21 protein-coding genes are annotated in these 25,312 nt (G+C 36.4%); 6 read left to right on the top strand and 15 right to left on the bottom strand.

What is annotated here, in order from left to right:
- The first annotated feature begins 24 nt into the window (after positions 1-24).
- Positions 25-858, top strand: coding sequence for a GIN domain-containing protein (locus JEM65_RS09340; RefSeq protein WP_233530594.1), 834 nt, complete (start codon positions 25-27; stop codon positions 856-858).
- Between the two features lie 584 nt (positions 859-1,442).
- The gene (locus JEM65_RS09335) at positions 1,443-3,182 is read left to right on the top strand and encodes a thiamine pyrophosphate-dependent enzyme (protein WP_199598812.1); all 1,740 of its coding nucleotides are present in this window, start codon (positions 1,443-1,445) and stop codon (positions 3,180-3,182) included.
- Positions 3,183-3,352: 170 nt separating this feature from the next.
- Here JEM65_RS09335 and trxB read toward each other — a convergent pair whose 3' ends face one another.
- Entirely contained in the window at positions 3,353-4,333 is a 981-nt protein-coding gene (trxB, locus tag JEM65_RS09330) for a thioredoxin-disulfide reductase (protein WP_199598857.1), read from the bottom strand.
- 238 nt (positions 4,334-4,571) lie between these two features.
- Here trxB and JEM65_RS09325 point away from each other — a divergent pair, with 238 nt between their 5' ends.
- Positions 4,572-4,967, top strand: a complete 396-nt coding sequence (locus JEM65_RS09325; RefSeq protein WP_199598810.1) for an arsenate reductase family protein — start codon at positions 4,572-4,574, stop codon at positions 4,965-4,967.
- A 70-nt stretch (positions 4,968-5,037) separates the two neighbouring features.
- Here JEM65_RS09325 and JEM65_RS09320 read toward each other — a convergent pair whose 3' ends face one another.
- The 4 genes from JEM65_RS09320 to JEM65_RS09305 form a co-directional block, all read right to left on the bottom strand.
- Positions 5,038-5,193: a hypothetical protein gene (locus JEM65_RS09320; RefSeq protein WP_199598865.1), complete on the bottom strand. Its 156-nt coding sequence runs from the start codon at positions 5,191-5,193 to the stop codon at positions 5,038-5,040.
- A gap of 47 nt (positions 5,194-5,240) precedes the next feature.
- On the bottom strand, positions 5,241-5,402 hold the full coding sequence (locus tag JEM65_RS09315) for a DUF1328 family protein (RefSeq protein WP_084647679.1): 162 nt from the start codon (positions 5,400-5,402) through the stop codon (positions 5,241-5,243).
- A 118-nt stretch (positions 5,403-5,520) separates the two neighbouring features.
- The gene (locus JEM65_RS09310; RefSeq protein ID WP_199598808.1) at positions 5,521-6,159 is read right to left on the bottom strand and encodes an SOS response-associated peptidase family protein; all 639 of its coding nucleotides are present in this window, start codon (positions 6,157-6,159) and stop codon (positions 5,521-5,523) included.
- 164 nt (positions 6,160-6,323) lie between these two features.
- A complete protein-coding gene (locus tag JEM65_RS09305; protein WP_199598806.1) occupies positions 6,324-6,773 on the bottom strand; it encodes a ferritin-like domain-containing protein in 450 nt (149 codons plus the stop codon).
- Between the two features lie 676 nt (positions 6,774-7,449).
- Between JEM65_RS09305 and JEM65_RS09300 the strand changes: the two genes are divergently transcribed.
- Positions 7,450-8,496, top strand: a complete 1,047-nt coding sequence (locus JEM65_RS09300; protein WP_199598805.1) for a helix-turn-helix transcriptional regulator — start codon at positions 7,450-7,452, stop codon at positions 8,494-8,496.
- 2 nt (positions 8,497-8,498) lie between these two features.
- Here JEM65_RS09300 and JEM65_RS09295 read toward each other — a convergent pair whose 3' ends face one another.
- From JEM65_RS09295 to JEM65_RS09285, 3 genes are read right to left on the bottom strand one after another with little or no spacing between them, the layout of a single operon-like run.
- Complete coding sequence (locus JEM65_RS09295; protein WP_199598804.1) at positions 8,499-8,702, bottom strand: DUF6327 family protein; 204 nt, start codon at positions 8,700-8,702, stop codon at positions 8,499-8,501.
- 3 nt (positions 8,703-8,705) lie between these two features.
- Positions 8,706-9,053 carry a phage holin family protein gene (locus tag JEM65_RS09290; RefSeq protein WP_199598803.1) on the bottom strand — a complete coding sequence of 116 codons (348 nt, stop codon included), beginning with the start codon at positions 9,051-9,053 and terminating at the stop codon, positions 8,706-8,708.
- Positions 9,054-9,062: 9 nt separating this feature from the next.
- A complete protein-coding gene (locus JEM65_RS09285; protein ID WP_199598802.1) occupies positions 9,063-9,431 on the bottom strand; it encodes a YtxH domain-containing protein in 369 nt (122 codons plus the stop codon).
- Between the two features lie 210 nt (positions 9,432-9,641).
- Here JEM65_RS09285 and JEM65_RS09280 point away from each other — a divergent pair, with 210 nt between their 5' ends.
- A complete protein-coding gene (locus JEM65_RS09280; protein WP_233530593.1) occupies positions 9,642-11,033 on the top strand; it encodes an NAD-dependent succinate-semialdehyde dehydrogenase in 1,392 nt (463 codons plus the stop codon).
- A 262-nt stretch (positions 11,034-11,295) separates the two neighbouring features.
- Positions 11,296-11,760 carry a hypothetical protein gene (locus JEM65_RS09275; protein ID WP_199598801.1) on the top strand — a complete coding sequence of 155 codons (465 nt, stop codon included), beginning with the start codon at positions 11,296-11,298 and terminating at the stop codon, positions 11,758-11,760.
- 25 nt (positions 11,761-11,785) lie between these two features.
- Here the strand turns inward: JEM65_RS09275 and bglX are convergent, their stop codons facing one another.
- The 7 genes from bglX to JEM65_RS09240 form a co-directional block, all read right to left on the bottom strand.
- A complete protein-coding gene (gene bglX, locus JEM65_RS09270) occupies positions 11,786-14,113 on the bottom strand; it encodes a beta-glucosidase BglX (RefSeq protein ID WP_199598799.1) in 2,328 nt (775 codons plus the stop codon).
- A gap of 11 nt (positions 14,114-14,124) precedes the next feature.
- Positions 14,125-14,979 carry an endonuclease/exonuclease/phosphatase family protein gene (locus JEM65_RS09265; RefSeq protein ID WP_199598797.1) on the bottom strand — a complete coding sequence of 285 codons (855 nt, stop codon included), beginning with the start codon at positions 14,977-14,979 and terminating at the stop codon, positions 14,125-14,127.
- Positions 14,980-16,569 (bottom strand): family 16 glycosylhydrolase, encoded by a 1,590-nt coding sequence (locus tag JEM65_RS09260; protein ID WP_199598796.1) that lies wholly within the window; start codon positions 16,567-16,569, stop codon positions 14,980-14,982.
- A 97-nt stretch (positions 16,570-16,666) separates the two neighbouring features.
- Positions 16,667-18,271: a RagB/SusD family nutrient uptake outer membrane protein gene (locus JEM65_RS09255; protein WP_199598794.1), complete on the bottom strand. Its 1,605-nt coding sequence runs from the start codon at positions 18,269-18,271 to the stop codon at positions 16,667-16,669.
- A gap of 19 nt (positions 18,272-18,290) precedes the next feature.
- Positions 18,291-21,365, bottom strand: coding sequence for a SusC/RagA family TonB-linked outer membrane protein (locus JEM65_RS09250; protein WP_199598791.1), 3,075 nt, complete (start codon positions 21,363-21,365; stop codon positions 18,291-18,293).
- Between the two features lie 308 nt (positions 21,366-21,673).
- The gene (locus JEM65_RS09245; RefSeq protein ID WP_199598788.1) at positions 21,674-24,445 is read right to left on the bottom strand and encodes a triple tyrosine motif-containing protein; all 2,772 of its coding nucleotides are present in this window, start codon (positions 24,443-24,445) and stop codon (positions 21,674-21,676) included.
- Positions 24,446-24,563: 118 nt separating this feature from the next.
- Positions 24,564-25,292: an MIP/aquaporin family protein gene (locus JEM65_RS09240; protein WP_199598786.1), complete on the bottom strand. Its 729-nt coding sequence runs from the start codon at positions 25,290-25,292 to the stop codon at positions 24,564-24,566.
- Positions 25,293-25,312 lie beyond the last annotated feature (20 nt).

Genomic DNA, 25,312 nt, shown 5'->3' with positions numbered 1-25,312 from the left:
AGTATAACCTCTTAAATCGTTAGAATGAATAAAATCATTTTTACACTTTTAATGGTATTTAGCTTTACCGCCTACACCTCCGCTCAAGACGATGAGAAAATTAAAGGCGATAGAAATGTTACCATTAAACAAACCTACATTGATCCGTTCAACAAGATTGTTGTGGGAGAAGATTTTTCAGTTGAAATTATTTACAACAGTAAACCTTCTGTTGAAATTGAAACTGATAGCAACCTTCATGAATATATTCTTTTTGAGGTTGTTAACGGTACGCTAACCTTCAAAACAACCAAACGTATTACCTCTAGCCGACGTATGAATATTAAAGTCAATTATTCAGATGGATTGGAAGCTATTGAGGTATTGGAAGATGGAGAAATTAGATCCTTAACATCCTTAGAATTGAAAAACACAACCTTAAAAACCGATGGATCTTCACGCGCTTACCTTAATATTAAAACCAATGAATTCAATTATACCGCTTCAGATAAGGCAAAAGTAAAATTGAATGTCAATGCCACCAATGCCGTGATTGTCTTAAATGATAACGTTAAAATGGAAGCTCTTCTTAATGCAAAAACCGCTAAGATTGACCTCTACCAACGTGCCACGGCTAATATGGAGGGCACGCTTACTAGTACAGAATTGCGTGTGGACAACTCCTCTACCTTTAATGGCAAGGAGTTCTTGACGACCACCTGTAACATTATTGCAGATATGAATAGTTCGGCTACTATTCGTGTTAATGATGCCGTGACTATTGAAGCCACAGGCAATAGCGAAGTTTACCTCTACAATTCACCTAAAATAACCTTGCCTAAATTTGTTGGATCTACAAAACTACAGATGAAGGAATAGGCTGTCTTTAAACATTTTTGAGCTCAAAAATCTTATTTCTTTTAAAACGATCTTTTATCAATTGTCATCGCATGATTGAGTCATTGCTCTGTTCTCCACACCTTAAAATCAGAATTAATCTGACCATATACAGTATGCCATTAACGTATGAAGAGGTGATAAAAAACATTTTATAATCACATGAGATTGACTTACTCATGACCCGTCCCACAACCAGAGTTATAAGGGTTAAACCAACTTCGCCATAAGGATAGGTTCGAATATTTTTTATCAGCAGTGTCCGGTAAAACAGGTAAAAAGTTTGCAAACCCCTTAAAGCATGATCTGGTNNTTTTTAAACCAATTTCACTTAGAGTGATTGGACAAATTTAATTTAGAATAACGACAGTTCATCAGTTAGTTACAATCAAGTCTTTGTTCTTTTCCCGATAGTTCGGGACTATAAGCGCAGCGATCTTAATTCTTTATCGGACAATAATGATTTTTTATAGTTGTGAGACTTAACTTATTAATCGCTATACAATTAACGCTGCTTTAACAATAAATAAATATTTCACGAGTATCTTTAAAAGAAAAGCATAAACATGGCAAAAACTGTAGCAGACTTATTGGTTGAAAATTTAGTGAATGCGGGTGTTAAGAGATTATATGCCGTTACCGGAGATAGTTTAAATCCTATCAATGATGCGGTAAGAAGAGATGGGAGATTGGAGTGGATTCACGTACGCCATGAAGAAGCGGGTGCATATGCCGCCTCTATGGATGCCGAATTGGATGGGATAGGGTGTTGTATGGGCAGTAGCGGCCCCGGACATGTCCATTTGATTAATGGATTGTATGATGCTAATCGGTCTGGTAATCCCGTAATCGCAATTGCTACTACAATTAATACCGATAAAATGGGCTTGGATAATTTCCAGGAGACCAACGTGGTCAAACTCTTTGATGATTGTAGTAAGTATTGCGTCATGGCCAATACGCCCCAACAAGCTGCCCAAGCGTTTCAAACAGCAATCCAACATGCTATTGAAAAGAAAGGGGTTGCCGTAGTCGGGTTGCCAGGTGACGTATCAGAAGCTGATGTTGAAGAGATTACTACCTCCCATAAAAATTACTATACCAAATCTAGGCTTATTCCCGGGAATGAAGAAATGGAAGAATTGGCACAGGTAATCAATTCCCACGAAAAGATAATGTTATTTTGTGGTTATGGCTGCAAAGATGCTCAAGTAGAAGCAATGCAACTTTCTGAAAAACTAAATGCTCCTATGGGCTATAGTTTCAGAGGTAAAATATTTTTTGACAAAATTAGCAACCCCTATGCTATAGGTCTAAACGGGTTATTAGGCAGCAAATCTGGTTTTAAAGCCATGCATGAAGCTGATTTAGTAATTTTATTAGGCACTGATTTTCCTTATACAGCGTTTCTGCCAGAGAAAAATACGATGATACAAATTGATCATAAACCAGAACGTATAGGGCGTCGAGCAAAAGTAGATTATGGCTATGCCGGGAGCATAAAAGATACATTAGAAGTTTTACTTCCTTTATTAGAACCCAAATCTGACGACGCGTTTTTAAAAGACATGCGAAAATTACATGACGAACAAGAAGAAAAATATGCGTCTTATGTAGATGAAAAATCGAAGGAAAAATTGATCCATCCAGAGTTCGTAGCGTCAGTAATTGACGACATCGCCACTGATGATGCTATTTTTACTGTGGATACCGGAATGTCAGCCGTATGGGCTGCCCGTTATATTAAAGGAAAACGCAACCGTTACCTAACGGGCTCCTTTAATCATGGGTCTATGGCAAATGCCATGCCTATGGCCATTGGCGCAGGACTATCAAGACCAGACCGTCAGGTGATAGCTTTATGCGGAGACGGCGGCATTAGCATGCTACTGGGAGATCTGATGACGATAAGCCAATATAACATTCCCGTGAAAATTATTATTTTCAACAACCGCTCTCTAGGCATGGTCAAATTAGAAATGCAAGTAGCCGGATATCCAGAATGGCAAACTGAAATGAAAAACCCTGATTTTGCTAAAGTCGCAGAAGCCATGGATATTAGGGCATGGAATGTAGATGAATGCGAAAACGTAAAAACCGTTATCCAACAAGCGATGAACCACGATGGTCCTGCTCTTGTGAACATATTTACAGATCCAGATGCCTTGGCAATGCCGCCTAAGGTAGAATTTGATCAAGTAAAAGGCTTTGCTAAAACTATGGGCAAATTAATGCTGAACGGTCAAGCTGCTGATGTTATTGACATCGCAAAATCCAATATGAAATATTTAAAGGAATTATTTTAGAAAATAACGAGCATTACTTTTAGATGTTTCGTTTTTGTCCCTCCATTTATAGGAGGTGATTGATGTCTTTATATGCTACGACCTGTTGATGAACCAACAAAAAAAAATCCTAAACTTTAGTTGCTAACTAAAGTTTAGGATTTTATAATTTTATGCACCGCTACTAAATCTTAATAATTGGTAGCTGTATTGACTTCAAAGTTGGAATCAATTGCAGCTAAGTAACGCTCAGCATCCAAGGCTGCCATACATCCAGTACCTGCAGCGGTCACAGCCTGTCTATAAACGTGGTCAGCAGCATCTCCAGAAACAAAAATGCCATCAATGTGCGTTTTTGCTGTTCCCGGGATGTTGATAATGTACCCAGTTTCATCCAATTCCAAAAAGCCTTTAAAAATATCAGTATTTGGCTTATGACCAATGGCCACGAAAAATCCAGTTGCAGGAATCTCACTGACTTCTCCACTCACATTATTTCTAACCCTAACACCCGTCACTAATTGGCCATCACCCAATACTTCCTCAGTGTCAGTATTAAACAAGATTTCAATGTTTTTAGTATTTTTTACTCTTGCTTGCATAATTTGTGAGGCTCTAAACTCATCACGTCTTACCAACATGGTGACTTTTTTACATAATTTAGACAAGTAATGTGCTTCTTCACAAGCAGAATCTCCTGCACCTACAATAACCACCTCCTGATTTCTATAGAAAAAACCGTCGCATACGGCACAAGCAGAAACACCTCCACCTAATTGTAAATATTTTTGTTCTGATGGTAATCCTAAATATTTTGCGGAAGCTCCTGTTGAAATAATTACGGTTTCACAATGGATTTCTTTGGTGTCTTGTATCCATACCTTATGAACATCTCCTGAAAAATCGACTTTAGTAACCCAACCATCTCTAACATCTGTTCCAAAACGCTCAGCTTGTCTTTGCAACTCTATCATCATTTCAGGGCCTGTTATCCCATCTGGGTATCCAGGGAAGTTTTCCACATCATTTGTAGTTGTCAATTGGCCGCCTGGTTGTGCTCCTTGGTACAGCACTGGAAACATATTTGCTCTAGCTGCATAAATAGCAGCGGTATATCCTGCTGGTCCCGAACCTATAATTAGGCATTTTACTTTCTCGATTGAATCTGACATCATATGTATTAAATTTTGAACGTAACAAAAATAGAGATTTTGATGCAAAACCTTTCGGTATTATCATTAAAAGTTATTATTTAACAATTGGTTTTAGCAATGTGCTGTCTCATCTTTTTTTTATATATTTAGTACATCTTATTTACTATTAAACACACCTATTAACTCATTGTTTGTTAAGGGTTTATTAGATCCTAAATAAGAATTACTAATATAGATTTTTAATCATAAAAAATTAATGGGAGTGATATCAACAGACAAAAATGAAATAAAGTTATACTTTCATTCTGAAAATTCAATTGGAAAGCAAATACAGGCATATGTTTTAGCTTCAGAGAAAAAAGTTTTAACAATTGATATTTCAAAAACCAAGGTGACAGGTACACAATGGACCGAATTGGCCAAAGGTTTGGGAGTAGGCATTTCAGATCTTATCAACAAGGAACATCCGGACTTTGTTAAAAATTACGGAGAGCATGTCGATTTAGAACAAGAAGATTGGTTGAAAATTCTGGATAAGCAACCTGAAGTACTCACAGCTCCAATTGCGATTATTGGTGAACATTTTGTACAATTGACATCGCCGTCCGACTTTGTCAAGTATATAGAGCCAGATAGCAAAGGCATAAAATAAGAAAAAGCCCATCATGAAAATGATGGGCTTTTCTTTGTAAAAATATACAATTACATGTATTAGTCTATTATTAGTCTATAGCATCTCCAACATCGTCAGCTGCGTCTTCGACTGCATCTCCAACATCATCTGCTGCTCTTTCTACATCACTCTTATTTGTTTCTCTGCAACTCGTAAAAGTTGTCATTGCAGTTCCTAAAGAAAACAGAACCGCGAAAGTCATCATTAGTTTTTTCATAATTTAAAATTTGGTTTTAGTTAATAAAGATAGTTTTATTTTTTTAATCCACCTCTCAATAGAGATAAAATGAACAGGACTATAAAAATAAAAAAGAATATTTTTGCTATGCCTGCTGATGCCCCAGCAACTCCGCCAAATCCTAAAATACCAGCGATAATAGCAATTACTATAAAAATAATAGTCCAACGTAACATAATTTTTTAGTTTTTAAGTTAATGTAGTATAAAGGTACAACTTTCTGGCGCTAGGGGTTTAACCCTATCAAAATAGAAATTAACTCATAACATCCAAGAACAAAAGTGTAAGAAGTGCTTATGTAACACTGTATTCTTGTTCAAAAACGAAATTCAAGGAACAATGGTTTTGACAAATTGTATTGATGGAATCTGTAGGTGTGGACGCATCAAGCCATTGGTTTAATTCGTCATCATTTAAGACAAGCGGCTTTAAATCAGAAATGTTTGGAATATTCTTAAAAGAATTATTGGCTTTAATCAGCACTAGTGCACATGTTAAAAATCCATCACTGAGTTCATTAAAGATAGCAGCAATTGGAAATGGTTCAAAATTAGGGAGATGCACGTGGCAACGCTCTACAGATCCCTTATTCAATAGTGTGGTATAAAATCCAGTTGCTATAATCACGCACCGCCTCTGCTTAAGTGCATTAGTATAAACCTCACTGCCATGTTGGAGCGTTTCGATCCTAACATTTAGCGTATTCAGAACATCCTGAAACACACTCCAATTATCTTCAAAATTTTCTGGGAGCAATCCCCAAATAGCGTAAGTCACCTTCTCCGGTTCCGTAGCTGTAATAATAGCTACCGTCGATTCTTTTAAACCTTCAATAAGTTTTAATGGTTTGTAAAGATTTGGAAATTGAAAGGTTACATGAAATTTTCGTTCAATGGCATCTTTGTTGGCTATGTTTGAGATTTTGTAAAACATGGTAAAGAATATCTATATCTAAATAACTCAAAATGGATTGTAACACTTGACTTGAATGCATCAATTGGTAACGCAAACAATTCTACCTTTCATAGTTTTTCAACCTTACAAATAAAAAAAAGGACACTTTAATAAGTGCCCTTCTCTTTAAAAAAATTTAAGGATTATCTCAAATCTTCCAATCTTTTAATATTGTTTAAACCTTGCTCTATGGTGGTCTTCTGAGATTCTAACAATTGTTTTGTCGATCCAGGGATAACATTTTCCGCGAGTACTTCACGATACTCATCTACTGACGCTTTCTCACCTCGGATAGCTTCTTCTAACATAGATTCATCGTCATCTGCAGAGAACCAAGACTTAACCTCCATCCACGTACGGTGAGCAGCTCCTGCAACACTTCCGCTTTCATCTGGTTCTTGTCCAAAATTTCTTAATTCAGACTTTAACTGATGTCCAAAGTTGTAGCGTTCCTGCGCTTTCTTAGAGAAATAAGATTTAAGGCCGACATGTTTCGCATTTTCAGCAGCTTTCTTGAAACCTTTCTCGGCATCGTAATTTTTTTCTAATAAATCATTTAACCTATTTCCTAATTTATCTGTGTAATCACTCATAATATATATGTTTTTAGTTTTTATAAATCTACTAATCATTATGGTGCACAATTACTTCTATTCCGAAGAAAATTGACCCATTCAGTTTACTGTCAGTAAATTAACATTTCATTAATATTGATTAAATAGTGTCACATCATATGTGTTAAGAATTCTTGCATTAGCAAATCATTAATTATGTTGACGACAAGTGCGCGAACTTAATAATTTAAAAGTTTTTTTATCCAACCAGTGTACAACTCACGAGCAATGGCTACATTGTTCAAGGACGTGAGGTCTATATCTCCAAATTTCTGAGGGGTCTGATTGTTTTTTTTTGAAGTGTTACAATAGTGATAAAAGAAAACCTCAGCCTTTTTTGAAGTAGTGCTGAGGTCATTCTTCCTAACTAACCAACCAGTGTAAAAGAGTACTAGACCCTTTTCCATACCACTAAATTAAAACTATTCTACAGTGTTTGCGATCTCAATCCGACAAAAATTTGACTGTAAACATTATGGCTTTCTCAGTCTTTAAAATGTCTTAAATTTGAACAGAATAACATAGCGCATCAATATTGACTGCACTTTGTTTATATTTGTTCATCAATTAGTTTGTGAATTCTATTGGTTTATTGCTAATTATATAAGATTTTTTAAAATTTAAATATCAATTAGTTAATTAATTTAAGCTCGTCATGATAAAGATAACCGTAGATGCTGATAGTACTGAAGATGCACTCAGTCAAATTAGAGCTGTTTTAGGCGGGGAAATAACTGAGCGATGGGGTGAATACACCTTACTATTTGATAATGACATTGCAAAAGGCTGTATTAGATGTATAAACTTTGACTGGGGAATAAGTTTGATGGAATTTGATGTGTTGTTCTTTGATGACATTTTAATTATAGATTACCATAAAAGTGCCAATCCATTGCATTTCTCTTATTGTTCTCGTGGTAGTTACCAACACCGTTTTGAAAATCAATGCGACTATCGCTCTATTGGACAATACCATTCATCTATTCTGGTTGCCGGGAAAAGTGTGAAACATTTTACTCTTCTACAAAAAGACCTGCATATCATCTTCAACAATATCCGCATTATCAGAACGGAGTTTTTGAAAAAGCGTAACAGTCAACTGGCAGATCTTAATGAAATCTTGCATCGGGTTTTTGTAGATGAAAACAATGAGAGTAGTTACGCTTATTATAGTCCTATCCATTTAAGAATGGAAGATCATGTCAAATCCTTACGCGATTTAAAACTAGAGGGAATGACCAGGGTACTTCAAATTGAAGGTGAAGTTTATCAACTGATCGCCATGCACATTGCACGTCACGATAAACACCAGAATAATGAATTGATACCAAATTCACTTTTAAAGGATGAATTAAATATTATTGGACGATTAGGAAGAAAAATTTTAAGTGATCCGTCTTTGAACTATAATTTAGATCAACTTTCGAGCGAAACTGGATTATCCCAAGCGAAATTACAAGAAGGCTTTAAGTTTTTATATGCTAGAACAGTTACAGAATATATAAGACATACCCGATTGGAAGCTGCTCGAGATTTAATGAATACTACAGATTTGAACATATCTCAAATTGTGTATACTATTGGTTTTACGAGTAGAAGTTATTTTTCAAAAATTTTTAAAGACAAATATAGTATGACTCCTCATGAATTCAAAAAACAAGTTGTTGTGATAAATGAAAATCTTAACGATCTAGAGAATTAAAATTACTTTCTGAACAACTTTTTCAGCAATAAAAAAAGACCATATTTTCCCGCAAAATTAACTCCAGTACTCACCCAATTAAGAGGTTTCATGTCTTCTTGAAATTCATTTTTAACGCCCTTTAATTCTTCCCAGGCAATTTGACGTTCAAGCTTCAGTTTATTCAAATCGTACTCAATTTCATCAAAGGATTGGTAGGTCTTCATATGTTATTTAAATATTTTGGTTTGAAACTTTTTAATTATTGCACCGTCTATCAAATGTCTCACCTGATAAATTATAAAAGCCACGATAAAGAAAACAGCGGCCACAATGAGATACCCCCAAGCCACATGTCCTAATAGATCACCTATGGCAATAGCCGCGGCTACAGCTAAAAAAATTAAACCTATAAATAATACGGCACCAATAATCAAAGCCTTCCCCACCATACTTACGGTATAGGAAACTTGCTGGAAAATTCTTAATTTATAATACTCTTGACTTTTATCAAAGTATCGCTCACCAATATCCGCCGCTTTATTGGAGGTATTATTTATAGATTCAAAAATATTCATAGACTCAATTTAGAATTTTTGTAATTTCTTATTTTTATCTTTTAACATTGCCAATTTATTTTCTAATGTCGAGATGACATCTTCAGTCTTATGGCTTGCGTCAGATACAATAGATTCAACCTTTTCGTCTAGAGTTAACTTTTTAGTATTTACAGTATCAACTAGATTATCTCTTAAGTGAGCTGCTTTATTGGCAAGATTATCTTTTGCTGCCAAAGCGGTTTCAGTTAACCTATCTTTTGCAGACAAAGCTTCATCTGAAATCCTTTGTCTTGTATTGATGCCTTTATCCGGCGCGAATAAAATACCTAATGTTGCTCCAATTGCCGTACCCGCCAACATGCCGATAAGCGTATTACTACTACTATTATTTCCCATAATATCGTTTTATTTAAATTGTTAATATTTGATTTTAAGTGTTCAACAAAAATAAACATCAATTTGGATCTATATTGCCTCAAAAAGATAAATTTTTAACTATTACAGAATAGTTCTTGCAGACCTTAATTAATTCCTATATTTTCGGTAAACACTCATTATATAATAGTAAAATTATGTATGATATCCTAAATGTTAAAAGCATTTACGATGAATTTAACACTAATTGCTTCAATTATGAATAATTCTATAAAAACAGTCAATCCTTTTAACAATAAAGTGATTAAAGAGTATCAGCTTCACACTTCTGAAGACTTAACAAACATTTTAAACACTGCTGATAAACGATTCTATGAGTGGCGGCAAACTTCTATTAAGCAACGCTGTAGATTATTGTTGAATTTGGCGCAAGTAATGGATGATGACACACAGGAACTTGCTGAACTCATCACCCAAGAAATGGGAAAACCGATTACCCAAAGTATTGCAGAAATTGAAAAATGCATCACCCTTTGCGATTTTTACGCTACTAATGCGGACGATTTTTTAGCAGATGAACTTATTGAAACAGAAGCCACTGAAAGTTTCATAAGTTATGATCCGTTAGGAACCATTTTAGCAATAATGCCTTGGAATTACCCTTTTTGGCAAGTGATGCGATTTGCAATACCAACCTTGACAGCCGGAAATACGGCCATTTTAAAACATGCTGGCAATGTAACAGGTTGTGGTTTGGCTATAGAAAAGCTTTTTGAAAAAGCGGGCTATCCAAAAGGCTGTTTTTCGACTATTTTAGCAGGACATGATGCCGTTGAAAAACTCATTTCCAATGATTTGATTAAGGCAGTAACCTTAACCGGCAGTGAAAAAGCGGGCAAAAAAATTGCTGAAACTGCAGGCAGAAATCTAAAGAAAACAGTATTGGAACTGGGCGGCAATAATGCCTGTATTGTTTTGGATGATGCTGATTTGGATAAGTACATGGACACGATTGTCAATGCGAGAATGCAAAATGCGGGTCAGAGTTGTATAGCTGCCAAACGTTTTATAGTTACCGAAGCTATTTATGAGGACTTCTTAAAGCGATTCAAAGAAAAAGTAGCAGAGCTTTTACATGGTGACCCAATGAAAGAGGAAACCACCTTTGGTTCCCTAGCAAAGAAAGATTTTGCAGACACTCTAAAAAAGCAAATAGAAGATTCCGTGGCGCTGGGGGCAACTGTAATAACCGGCAACAACCAAAACAAGTCTTATTTTGAGCCTACAATACTTACAAATATCACTAAAGATATGCCTGTATTTAAAGAAGAGACCTTTGGTCCTATAGCCCCAATTATGAAGGTCAAAAACACTAAAGAAGCTTTTAAAGTTGCTTCAGAAAGCAGGTATGGTTTGGGCACAATGGTGTTTACAAAATCTATTGAAACCGCTCAAGACTATATCTCCACAATTGACGACGGTTCCTATTTTATCAATGAACTTGTAAAATCTGACTCACGGCTTCCCTTTGGCGGCACAAAAGCGTCAGGTTATGGGAGAGAGCTTTCAAAGGAAGGGATTCACGAATTTGTAAATAAGAAAACCGTATTTATTAATCACTAAAATAATCATCAATGAGTTTTATTAAAGAAGAAAAAGAAAAAACGAAAGATTATATTTTTCAAAAAGATGCAACTACAAAATAATACATACTAAAGCCTAATTTCGAGAAGATTTTGAAAATATGTTTCCAATCTGCATCTTGTCTTTTCTTATCCGTTTCTAAAAAACTTATAATACAATTAAATAAAATATACCTAAGAGAAGTCCTCAGTTTTTTGTAAATTAGGATAAGTTATTCCTTAATAATCAAAAACTTAGCTCTATGAAACTTTTATTTTTTATACTGGTGTTATTCACATTTAGCGCTTGTAATGAACAGGATAAATCAAATATTAAAGCTGAGGATAAGACACAAGACAAGGCAAGTACACTTAATGGGACCTGGGAAATGGTGGGGTATTATAACTACGTAGATAATAAGATTGTTGATTCCTTCCAAACCAACAACGGATTTAGACAAGTTAAGATGTACACAGACCATAAGGTCATGTGGAGTAAAAACGTTCCAGCAGACTCGAGCGAATGGTTTGGATATGGTAACTATAACCATAACGAAAACGAACTTAAGGAAACCTTAGAATACGGCTCAGAAATGATGCGAAAGATCATTGAAGAAAAGAAAGAATTTAAATACGAACTCCGACTGGAAAAAGACAAATTCAGTCAAATTGAAGTTGATGATCAAGGAAACCGTATTTATTCAGAAAATTATAAACGTATTGAATAGTAATTCCATTAAGTATTCTTATTTCTTATTCAACCACACTAAAACCTGTCTTTAATTTGGTGTTGCTATCGCCGCCTATCCATACGGTGAAAGCTCCTGGTTCTACTTCCCATGTATTATTTGCCGTGTAAAATTGAAGTAGCTCGGCATTAATCGTAAAAATAACGGTTTGTGAAGCTCCTGCTTTTAAATTGATTTTCTCGAAACCTTTTAATTCTTTTATTGGACGCACCAAACTGCCAACCATATCTCTGATATATAACTGTACGACCTCTTCGCCCTCTACATCACCTGTATTTTTAACATCTACAGACACTTTTAAATCACCATTTACAGCCATTTCAGTTTGGTCCAATCTGATGTCACTATATTCAAATGTGGTATAACTCAATCCAAATCCAAAAGGATATAAAGCGCCCTTAGGAGCATCCCTATAACCGGAAAACGTAACATGATTTGGACTGTAGGGTCTTCCCGTATTTTTTTGGTTGTAGTATAATGGCTCTTGACCTACATGGTACGGAAAGGACACTGGCAATTTTCCTGAAGGATTGTAATCTCCAAATAACACATCAGCAATGGCATTGCCTGATTCTGAACCCAAATGCCAGCACTCTAAAATAGAAGGTACAATCTCCGAGGCGCGACTAAGATCCATTGGTCGACCATTCATTAGCACAATCACCACATTTTTGTTTGCCTTGTATACGGCTTCCAAAAGTTCGTTCTGTAATCCGGCAAAACCAATATTCACCTGACTTCTACCCTCTCCGGTTTGATACGCATTTTCGCCAATGGCCAGCAATACCACATCTGCTTTTTTTGCAGCGGCAACAGCTGCCGAAATCCCAGAAGCGTCGGTGGTATTAAATTTTAAAGGATGCAAAAACTGATTGCTACCGGGTTCAACAGTTGGTATGGTCAAATCGATTCCTTTTTCATAATAGATTTTAGTGTTTTTACCAACCATTCCTTTTACGCCTTCCAATAAGGACACGGCCGAATTATAATCGCCTTTACCTCTCCAATTGCCTAACGGTGAATCCTTATCATTTGCCAAGGGCCCGATTACGGCAATACTTTTGATGTCTTTTGACAATGGCAGAATCTTGTTGTCATTTTTAAGCAATACAATAGACTTTTTTGCAACTTCTCTAGCAAAGGCTAAATTTTCAGGGGTGTATACTTCCTTCTTTTCTCGTTCTTCATCACAGTATTTATAGGGATCATCAAACAAGCCCAACTCAAATTTTAACCGTAGCACACGTCTGACGGCATCATCAAGATGGTCCACCGAAATCTTGTTTTCTTTTAGCAAGGTTCCTAAATGTGCTTCATAGGCATAAGACTCCATGTCCATATCACTCCCAGCATTTAAGGCAATTTCTGCAGCATGCTTTTTGTCCGTCGCATAACCGTGGGCTATCATTTCACCAATAGAGCCCCAATCTGAAACCATAAGACCATTCCATTGCCATTCTCCTTTCAATAGATCACGTTGCAATTCTTTATGTCCAGTTGCAGGAATACCATCAATATCATTAAACGCATTCATAAAAGTGGCCACACCAGCCTCGGCTGCGGCTTTAAATGGTGGTAAAATTGTATTATGCAATTCATGAACCCCGATATTTACCGTATTGTAGTCACGTCCGGCCTCCCCAAACCCGTATCCAGCAAAATGTTTTGCACATGCGGCTATCGTAAATTCAGAAGATAGATCATCACCCTGAAAACCTTTGATACGCGCCACACCAATTTTCGAATTTAAGAATGGGTCTTCACCAGCACCTTCCATGACACGACCCCAGCGTGCATCTCTAGACACATCTATCATTGGCGCAAACGTCCAATGCAACCCTGAGGCAGCAGATTCGCGAGCGGAGATTTGTGCCGATTTCTGCATCAGTTCCAAATCCCAACTAGCGCTTTCACCTAACGGTATTGGAAAAATTGTTTTATAACCATGAATAACATCATAAGCAAAAATCAGAGGAATCTTTAAACGACTATTGTCCATAATGATCTTTTGTGTTTCCCTAATACTTGCTACTGTAGTAACATTTAACATAGAACCGACCTCACCTCTTTTGAGTTTTTCCAATTTATGCTGATCGCCCTGTGAAGATGTCGGTCCTGTAGCATCCCATCCACCACTGTATTGTACCAGCTGACCAATCTTTTCATTAAGGCGCATGAGTGCCAAAACAGAGTCCACTTTTTGTTCGATAGAATTATTTGAAGGTGATGGTTTTACACTGCGAGTATCTGAAGACGATGATAACAATAATGCAATTAAAGAAAGTTTTAAACCTACAACGGTTGTATATAGAATTGAAGTGGAGATTTTCATGTGATAAAATTTTATTTGAGCATTAATTGAACAAAAACAGGAAAATGGTCTGAAGGAAACCTGAAATCAATAGTACTTGATAAGGTTGCGTATTTTTGCACACTTATACCCTCAGAAACCATAATATAGTCGATTCTTCTGGTAATAGGTTCATCATATTTGAAAGCATTAAATGTGCCTTCAGGTCCAAAAACAACCTCAGCTTCAGCTCTTGAATCAGAGAATTTAGTTCTTAAATTTGTCAGTATTTCAGAGTCAGGTTCTATATTGAAGTCGCCCATTAAGATTACTGGATAATTGTGATTATTGACCCTTTTAATCTTCTCTAAAATGAGTAGCAAGCCCTCTTTTTGGGCAACTTTTCCCACATGGTCCAAATGAGTATTGAATACCCACACCTTCTGTTTGCTCTGCTTAAAAGTGAACAATCCAAATGTGCACACTCTTGGATAAGCTGCATCCCAACCCTTGGAAACCGTCTCTGGAGTTGTGGATAACCAAAATGTTTGCTCCTGCTGCACTGTCATTCTTTTGCTATTATAATAAATGCCGGCATGCTCACCTTCCTGTCCTCCATCTCGTCCCTGTCCGATAAACTTATAGTCCGTTAAAGCATCATTTAGATCAGTCACCTGATTTGGCCGTGCTTCCTGCACTCCAAGAATATCAGGTTCCAAAAACAAAATTTGAGAACTTACAAATGCTTTTCTATTAGGCCACGCATTTTCTTTATCAGACGCGATATCCAAACGTATATTATAAGTCATGACCTTAAGTCCATTTGATTTCAATGCACCCTGATCCAAACTTTTACAGCTTGTCATTGCAAAAGTCATAACTACCAATACTATCAACACTTGTTTCATTTATAAGTCTTTAGGTTTTTGCTGAAATACTCTGACATAATCAACGGTCATCTGCTGCGGAAATATCGAATCATCAACGCCTTTTAATCCTCCCCACATGCCTCCAACAGCTACATTTAAAATGAGATGGAATTTTTTATCAAAAGGCCATTCCGCTGTAGTCTTATGCTCATTTATTATACTATTGTAAACAACCCCATCCAGCAAAAAATCCATTTTCTCTGGGGTCCATTCCAATGCAAAGACATGAAAAGTTTCATTGGGATCATCAATAAATATGGTTTTACCTTTTTGGGTTCCTTTTAAATGATTGTAAGCTTTGGTATGGATGGTACCATGTATGGTATCATTGTCATAGCCTACATGTTCCATAATATCAATTTCGCCACTTTCCGGCCAACCTATAGCTTTTCGGTCTTCACTTAACATCCATATTGCCGGCCACATTCCACGACCTTTGGGCAACTTTGCACGAACTTCAATACGTCCATATGTCCATGCCGCTAAGCCTTCTGTCGATAATCTTGCAGAGGAATACTGTGCGGAATCAATGTCCTTTTTATAATTGGCCCATTCTTTAAGATTAGGATTGTTATAATCTTTATTAGCGAGTTTTTCTTTATGGGCCTCAATAATCAAATGCCCATTTTCTACTCTGGCATTCTTTAAACTATCAGTATAATATTGCTTTTCCTGATTTGCGATAAAACCGTAACTGTACACCCATTTTGTAGTATCTGGTTCACCTTTATAATTGAATTCATCGTTCCATACCAATTGATAACCTGTGTTATACGTGGCACTATTTCGGATGCGTTCAAATACAAGTTCTGGCTCATCTGTAGTGATATAATTAAAATCATGCGCCAAAAATAGATCTATATCTTCGGTTTTATTGACGGTCCAAGCGTTCAGTTTTAAGTTGTTCGCTTTAGCACTTTCTATCCATTCGGGTTTTCTTTTATAGATATATGCTGCATAATCTAATCCCGTAACACCATCATCCTTTAAGCTTTTAGGAGACTTTGAACCATCTAAGTATAGTGTTTTAGCATTGGGATTTATTTCAATAATTCTCTTTAATAGCTCATAGCTAAAACTGATATAATAGGATATATACCTCTCAGCCTTAAGTTCATCAACCAGTTCCAATACTTTTTCTGCCATGAGCGCATTTCTCCCTTCGGTTTTGGAGGGTTTGATCTCACATACTAAGCCGGTACCAGGATTGTCTTCCATTCCGGCAAGTAGATAGTTCTTTAAAGTGGGCAACATTTCGCCATTGGGCAGTTTGTGTTTTGACAATTCTGCATAGGTGTGGTCTTCAATAAACAAACCATTAAAATCAGGATCATGGGTAACAATCAACACATTGTCTGAGGTCATCCTAACATCAAATTCTGATCCGGTGCAACCTAACTCTATTGCACGTTTTAAGGATGCAATAGAGTTTTGGGGAAGATTCTGAGCCTTCCAAGCACCTCTGTGGGCAACCACTGGATTCTCAACAAATGAAAAAGTACTCTCCGACTTAGATGATTTGCAAGCATTAAATGCTAGAAAAGCTAAAGCAATAAATATAAAACGCATACTGTAATCTTTTATGGCATTAAAGCATATGGATTCTAAAAAGAACTCCTGCTATTAATCGTTGGTTGTCGTCTATTTTATTTTTATAAATCTGATTTTAATATCCAGTATTTTGAGGGTAATTTGGCCCTAATAAATTCAGATCAATTTGTGCAATTGGAAAATTGATATAATAAGGCTTCCAATTTTCTCTAGGATCTTTACTCCCTAAATTATTAGGGAAATATTCACCATCGCCAGCATAATTAGTGATTTGAGAGTTAATAACATCTTGTCCCATTCGCTTTAAAGTAAACCAACGCTGTCCTTCAAAAGCCAGTTCTCTAGCGCGTTCATCAAGGATAGCCTGTTGGTCGACACTTGACAATGGTTCAGCATTAGCTCTGGTTCTTATGGCATTAATGTATGGTAAAGGGTCTCCAGAAGATCTCATGATGGCCTCAGCAGCAATTAGGTAAGTTTCCGCCAAACGGTACACCATAATATTACTTCTATTCAAATACGAGTCAGGATCGTCATCATCTTGAGCAAATTTTATACATGACGGGTGTAAATTTTGATAATATTTTTGATACGTAGGACTTGGATTATTAAGATCGGTTATTGGTTTATAGATTGTAATTTCCTGACCAACCTCATCACCCGATGTATAATAATATTTTAATCTAAAATAGGTATTATCGTCTCTGGTATCGTTTGGATCTTCAGCCAATAGATTTAATAAATATAAATTTGGTAATATACGGGAGAACCCCTTTCCTCCTTGGTCCAAATTCGCCTCAATACCAGAAATATGAAAATACTGGGTAACATAGTTAGCGTTCATCATAGTATTTTCTCCTCCACCCAATAAATCATCCTTAGATTGTATAACAAATAATGCTTCCGAGTTATTTCTATCTCCAGCAAAAACATCTGCAGTTGTTGCAACTAAACTATGTGGACCTTCGTTGATGAGAGAAACTGCTTGAGATTTAGCCTCTTCCCAATCACCTTCCCACATGGCCACCTTTGCTTTTACATGTTTCGCCGTTCCTTTTGTAACGCGTCCAGGAGTAGCTATCCATCCCAAATGCTCTATCGCAAAACTAAGGTCATTGTTTAGGAGTGCAAAAATTTCTTCTTTTGAAGATCTGTCGTTAACCACATCAAAGGCATTATCTACAGTGACAGTTTGAGTGCTCACATAAATATTGTTAAACATTCTGTATAAGTAGAAATAAGCTTCAGCTCTAAAAAACTTTGCCTCACCTAAAACCTGAATTCTCACCTCTTCATCGATGCCTTCTATATCCTCAGCAGCATTTATTATTGCCGTTGCTTTATTGGCAAGGTTATAATAATGTTTCCAAAACAGCCCTGACACAAAATTAGCACCTTGGTCAACTGGTGATACTCCTCTTTCGTATCTGCCCATCAATCCTGTATAGCCTGATCTGCTAAATGCCAAGTCACTTCTGGAGGACATTAAAACGGCACCCATGAAATCTTCTGTCCCGTTATCATATCGATCTCTGTTTATCTTATATAAACTAACCACGCCAGACTTTAAACCTTCTTGAGTAGTAAAAATATAATCAGAGTCAATAAGCGTGCTTGGTTGTTCTTCAAGATAATCTTGACAACCCACTAAGACAAAGGAAAGTGCTATGAAAAGTAGCAGGCTTCCTTTTAATTCCAAATTAAAAAACTTCATTTTCATAATATTATTTTTTTTAAAATTAAAATTTAACTCTTACGCCAAAGGTGAAACTTCTTGCGTCCGGATAGCCGGTATCTGCATTTGAATATGTATCTCTAATGTTTACCTCTGGACTATACCCAATATAATCTGTGTTTGTAAATAAGTTTGAACCTGTTACATAAAACCTGATTTGATCTAAGCCCAACTGAGCATTAACTGCATCTGACAAGCTATAACCCAAACTTACTGTTCTAAGTCTTACATAAGAGGCATCTCTTACAGCCAATGCATTCAAGTATGTTGGTGCAGCATCATAATTAGGTCTTGGAAATGTTGTTGAAGGGTTTTCTGGTGTATAATAATCCACTTTTACCCCGTTTAATTTACTTTCCAATGTACCTCCGTTATTATAGGTGTTTAAAAACGGATTGACTTTTGTTGCACCTTCTACAATATAAAAGTCTACAAATAAATCAAATCCTTTATAAGATAGGCTTGTTGACACTGATCCAAACCAATCTGGATTGGGATCCGTAAATACGCGATCTTCTTGTGTTATTTTACCATCTGGTACACCGGTTACATTTCCGTTGTCATCAACGCCGTTAGTGTCCGCGATTTTTATATCTCCAGGTCTCAAATTATTCTGCTTAATCGCCGAATCTGGGTTTGCCTGTGGTGCATTGGCAAAATCATCGCCCACTTGCCAAATCCCGTCAAATTGATATTGATAAATTACACCAACTGACTGTCCTACATAATATTTGTAGGTATCATCTGCAAGGATAGGATTACCATCACCATCAGTATACAATTCTATCAATTTGTTTTTGTTATTTGACCAGTTTGTAGAAACAGACCATCTGAAATTATCAGTATTGATGATGTTAGCTGTTAAGCTGAGTTCAACTCCTGTATTTTGTAATTCGCCAGCATTAAAGAAAGTATATTCATAACCTGTAGTTGATGGCACACCTCTTTTTAGCAACAAGTCTGTAGTTCTTGCATCATACCAGTTGAAATTACCTACCAATATTCTGTTGAAAACTGAAAAGTCCAAGCCAAGATTGGCTGTTGTAATTCTTTCAAATCTTAAATCAGTATTAGGTAAAATTACTGACGGTGAATATCCCGAAGCAGATTCTTCATCAAAAATATAGTTTTGCCCTACAGCGGTAAAAAGTGAGGTATATGCCCGACCTAAATCATTTACTAAAGAACCGTAACTGGCTCTAAACTTCAATTCCTGTATTGAATTGACATCTTTTAAAAAGCCTTCCTTATGAATTTGCCATGCAAAAGACACTGCAGGGTTGAAACTCCACTTATTGTTAGCAGAATTAACAGAAGCGCCATCACCTCTTCCCGTGACTTCAAAGAGATATCTTTTCATAAAATTATATCTGGCCCTCCCTAGAAATGATGCTAATCTCTGTTGGTTTTTATCCCGTTCCACCGTTACATTGCCAATAGCATTTGTAATACCATCATATCCTAAACTTTCATTTGTAAAACCTTGTCCTTCTGTAAACGTTCTACTAAATTTATTTTCTTGTGCAGACTGAACCAAGGTCACGTTGAGTTGATTGTTATCATTAAACTCTTTATCCCAGGTTAAGATATTTTCAATCAAATAAGATTCTCTTAGTTGATTATCAATTCTGGCAATTCCATTAACGTCATCGCCTGCGGAACTTAGAGAAGATTGATACTGCCCTCTTTCAGAAGTTCTTCTAGTCATGTTGGTCTTTAATTGATACTGTAAATTCTCTGTAATTTGCCAAATTGGTGTCACGTTAATAACATAATCATTTCCTTTTTCATCATTTTGCTGTTCACGAAGATTAAAGATTGGATTTACTGCAGACGCATCTTCACCGCTAGGAAATCGGGTAAGATTACCATTTTTATCATAAGCTCTACCTAATGGTGAAAATGTAATGACGTTAACATTTGCTGGTCTTTCAGTATCATCATTCAATAAATTGACATCAAAATTTACAGAAAATTTTTCACTGACTTTTTGATCTACATTCAAACGGAAGGTCTTTCTAGTATAGCTGGATGTTGGAATAATACCACCTTCCTTAAAATAATTGATACTCCCAAAAACTTTAGTCATCTCTGTTCCGCCACTAACGCTAATAGCCTGACTGTTAACCAAGCCATTTTTCATCAGTTCTTCTTCCCAATCTACAAAATCATTGTTCGCAATAGATTCTAATTCTAGTGCTGTAAAGTTAACGTCTTCAGGTGAATATTCATCCCCAGCATTAGTAGATCTGCGTGCCTCTCGTCTTAACTGTGCAAATTCCTGACCGCTATAAACATCAAAATTTCTTTCTATCGTTTTAGTGGTTACAAAACCGTGATAACTTACACTTAATTTATTTGCTTTACCACGTTTGGTCGTAATTAATACCACACCGTTTGCGCCTCTCGAACCATAGATAGCTTGTGCAGATGCATCTTTTAAAAATTCGATGGATTCAATATCATCTGAATCAATATCTTCAATTCCGCCATCTCTAATGATACCATCCACAACATAAATGGCACTCACACTGCCTTCTATAGAACCTTGGCCTCTAAAAATAATTTCAGAAGTACCACCTGGTCTTAAGGTACCACCTCCTACATTAACTTGTAGTCCGGCTATTCTGCCTCTTAACATCTCATTGACGTCAGATGTTGGCGTTAAGGTTGCATCTTCCAAATCTACAGTAGCCACTGAGTTTACGATATCACTCTTTTTCTGGGTACCATACCCCACTACAACAACCTCATCCAAAGCGCTCGCGTCTGGCACTAAAGAAATGGACATATTAGTTGACGCTTTAACTTCTTGAGTTTTAAAACCAACATATGAAATGATTAATATTGCATTGGCATTGGCAACATCTAGTTTGAATTTCCCATCAAAATCAGTAGATGTACCATTGTTAGTTCCCTTCTCTATAACAGAAGTTCCCGGTAATGGCATATTGTCTTCAGAAGAGACTACCGTTCCGTTTACTTGTGTTACTGTTTGCGCAGTTAAAATAGTCATACTTGACATAAAGAATAGTGCGATTAACAGTTTGAATTTTTGATTAAATAATTTTAATTTCATGAATATTGGTTTTTGTTAAAATTATAGTTGTCTTTTTTGCATTTATGATTTTACCCCACATAGAAGCGAATTCCATACTCGATCTTGGTAAATTTAACTCCAAAAAAAACTTAAGTCGGCAAATAGCACCTCGATAAAAAACGAACACGCCGATTTCTTTAAGAAAAAATTAACATGATAAGCGCGGTAATACGCATAAACATTAAGGACCCGAAAGTTTAGCTATTTTTAAATAAAATTAAGCTAATGCGCTGACTATAAGCCCTTGTAGTGGTTTTGTCGTGGTGAATTTAGTACCTGTAGTGTTGTTAGAAATTTAGGATGTACTCAACGAGTCCTTCGTCATGCTCTAGTTTCAATCGTTTTCGGAGACGATAGCGTTTGGTTTCGACACTTTTAGTAGAGATGTTTAGTAAAGGGGCGATTTCCTTTGAAGATAAGTTTAATCTGAGGTAAGCACAAAAACGCAAATCGTTGGGAGTAAGATTTGGATGCGCCTGTTTTATCTTCTCTAAAAAATCTTTATCGGCATTGTTAAATGCTTGCTCAAAGAACTTCCAATCTTTAGTATTATTCAAGTTTTTGTCAATAAGCTCCACCGCTGAGCTGATTTCAGATGTGGCCTTACTTTTCCGCAATTCCTTCTTAATACTATTAAGCACTTCATTCTTTTTAATAATACTCATGGTTGAAATAGCCAGCTCCCTATTTTTACTATCTATATCCTGATTTAATTTTTCATTCTTGATTTTCATGATCGTTTGTTCATTCTCCAGTTGCTCATGCTTCATTTTTTTGCTGTAATAGCGCTTATAGGTTTTGTGAGTGACAACGCCAAGAAACAAAAACAATAGGGTATAAAAAATTAAGGCCAAATTACTCAGGTACCATGGCCTATTAATAGTAAAGCTGTAGGATTCTAAATTCTGAGAGGGGTCATTGCCAATCACAGCCCGAACTTCAAATCTATATGCACCAAAAGAAAGATTTTCAAAACTAGTGCGGGATTCGTTGGACAATTTACTCCATTTGTCAGTCAGCCCAATTAATCGATATTGATATTGTACTTCAAGAAATTTATCGAATTCAGGCACTGAATATTCAAAGTTAATAATCCCTTTTTTATAGTCAAGTTCTCCTTCAGTATCAACATTTAACAATTGATATTGCTCATCAAGCCCTAAAAGGGTTACTGTATTTAAATACACATGATACTTATGTGTGTACGCTATTTGTGAGAGATCGATCGTAATATATCCATTAGCTGTACCCAAGAGATACCTGTCGTCATTAATTAAGGATATGTTTTCATATCCCAGAGGCCCTTTTCTTAGATATGATGGAATAGAAATGGTATTTATTTTAGGTTTGTTGGACACATCATCAGTGGTTATATAAATGATATTGGCTTTGGTAAATGCCCATAATTTATTCACTTTATCCACTATAAGCTTCCCTGAAATATAATTGTCTCCAGTAAACAGTGTACTTAAAATACTATCTCTTTCAAAACTGGCATTTTTGGGATCGGATTTAAAAACTCCCTCTTCAGAAGCAAAGATAATCTGGTTGTTATAAGCTACTAAACTTGAATTTTTGCCTACAGAGAGCGCCTTCTCCATTTGGAGTTCTTTTACTTCGGTAAATTGCTCATTGAGCTTTAAGCGAAAAACGCCTTTATATTCATGGTTTACCCAAACTTGATTGGCTTTGTCAATTGTAAAATATCGTGATGAATTTTTAAATCCTCCAATTTTGTTCCTCACTTGCCAATTCCCATTTATGTTATGCAGAATGTTCAATCCAGTATAATTACCTTGGAGTAATAATTGGTTGTTATGGGGTATTTTCTTAAAATCCCAAGTCCCTAGCACAGTACTAATCTGTTTTGCTTTTTCACCTTCAATCAAAAAAGTTCCTAAATGATGGCCACAAAACAAAGTTTCATCATTATGGTTATAAAAGCTCCACACCTGGCCTTCTGTGCCTTTTATCGATTTAAAAACTGCATTGCTATCCTTTAATTTTCTATAAAAAAGCCCTTGATTGGTTCCAACATATAGTACATCCTTAAACACTTGCGATGCATAAACAGTTCCCATCACACCTTCGTAGTCATACAAGGTTTTGATGGCCGATTTGGCATTGACGCAGTCTATCCCATTATCAAGACCGGTCCAAACATTTTGTGCATTATCTTCAAAAAGCGACAATACCGTATTGTTGCTCAGTCCTCTTTTTTGGGTGATTTGATAATCGAGTTCACCTTCTTTTGTAATATGTAACAAGCCATTTGAAATAGTACCTATCATATAGGATCCATCCTTCAGCTGAATTCCGGTAAAAACGCTCGTGCCTTTTAAAATGTCATCAGCTCCAATATCCCACTTTTTAAGTTCTTCATTTTTAAAAGTAAAAAAGCCACTGTTTCTTGTAATCAACCGCAACTGATTATCTACTTCAAATACGTTAACGACTCTGCCTTTTTCAACGATGTCTCCTCCAATGATAAGATTGGGTTTACCGCCATCAATACGATACAATCCTTCATTGGCCACATGATAGTAAATGCGATTGTTAACCTTAAACAGTTTGTAAATAATGTTTTGGACTTCAATAGTCTTGAATTTTTCAGTCTCAGTATTATAAAAATAGATATGGTCATTGGTTTGAAAAAGGACCCATTCATCATAGTCAATAATATTCCAGACCTGCTCATCCTCTACCATTTTCATTTCGAGCTTTGGCACAAGCGAGGTATATTCCAAAACACCAAACTGATTTGGGATCCAATATCCAAATTCTGCAAAACAACCGGTATAAATTCTATCATCGATTACGCTTACCGCACGCATGATGGTATTGTTTGGTGAATCGTACAGCGTCCAACTGGCCCCATCAAACTCAAGAAGACCACGATTGTTGGCAACATACATAAAATGATTTGAAGCTTGAGAAAGCATCCAGTTTTGATTGTCCCCCCCGTAGTCTTCAGAAGAAAATTTCTCAATTGGAGGCATCTCCTGACCATAGACGGTCAAGTTTAAAATAAGAAAAAAAAGAAGAAGAAAAATTTTCATGAAATACAACAGTCAGCGAATAGACCTATAAAGACCAATCATAAAGATAGTTTTTGAAAATGATTATACAAAATGAAGTTTTCCTATTACGGAAGAGCCAAAAATCCCAAATTAATACTTAAGCTAAGGCCAACATCAACACCGCTGCCAAACATGCACCAACAATGGGTCCTATAACGGGGACCCATGCATAGCTCCAATCATTGGAAGCCTTGTTTTTTATTGGCAGTAGCGCATGCATAATTCTCGGTCCTAAATCACGGGCAGGGTTAATGGCGTACCCGGTTGTCCCTCCCAAGGACAGGCCTATGGACCATACTACCAATGCAACGGGCAATGCTCCCAAAGAGCCAAGACCTATAACCGTTTCAGGTTCAGCTAAGGTTGCGTCCGTAAAATAGAGCACTGAAAAAATAAGTACGAAGGTGCCCATTACTTCACTCAAAAAATTGCTAAAAAGATTGCGTATAGCCGGTGCCGTACAAAACACCGCTTTTTTTGCGCCAGCATCTTCAGTAGCTTTAAAATGATGTTTATACACTAACCAAACGGCCCCTGCCCCCATCATGGCACCTAACATCTGTGCTAATATATAGGCCGGAACATCCTGCCAAGGAAATTTACCTGCAACGGCCAAACCAATACTTACGGCCGGGTTTAAATGTGCACCGCTATGAGGTGATGCCACGACAACCGCAACATACACCGCCAACGCCCAGCCAGTGGTAATCACTATCCAACCACCGTTATTACCAATGGTTTTACTCAATACAACGTTGGCTACAACACCGCCTCCTAACAGGATTAACAGTGCGGTTCCTATAATTTCTGATATAAATGGTGTCATCTCCTGTTATTGATTGTTAA

It is taken from the genome of Gelidibacter salicanalis, assembly GCF_016469035.1.
In the GTDB taxonomy this organism is placed as follows: domain Bacteria; phylum Bacteroidota; class Bacteroidia; order Flavobacteriales; family Flavobacteriaceae; genus Gelidibacter; species Gelidibacter salicanalis_A.
The sequence above is the reverse complement of the archived record's forward strand: the minus strand, read 5'-3'. Positions and strand labels throughout refer to the sequence as shown.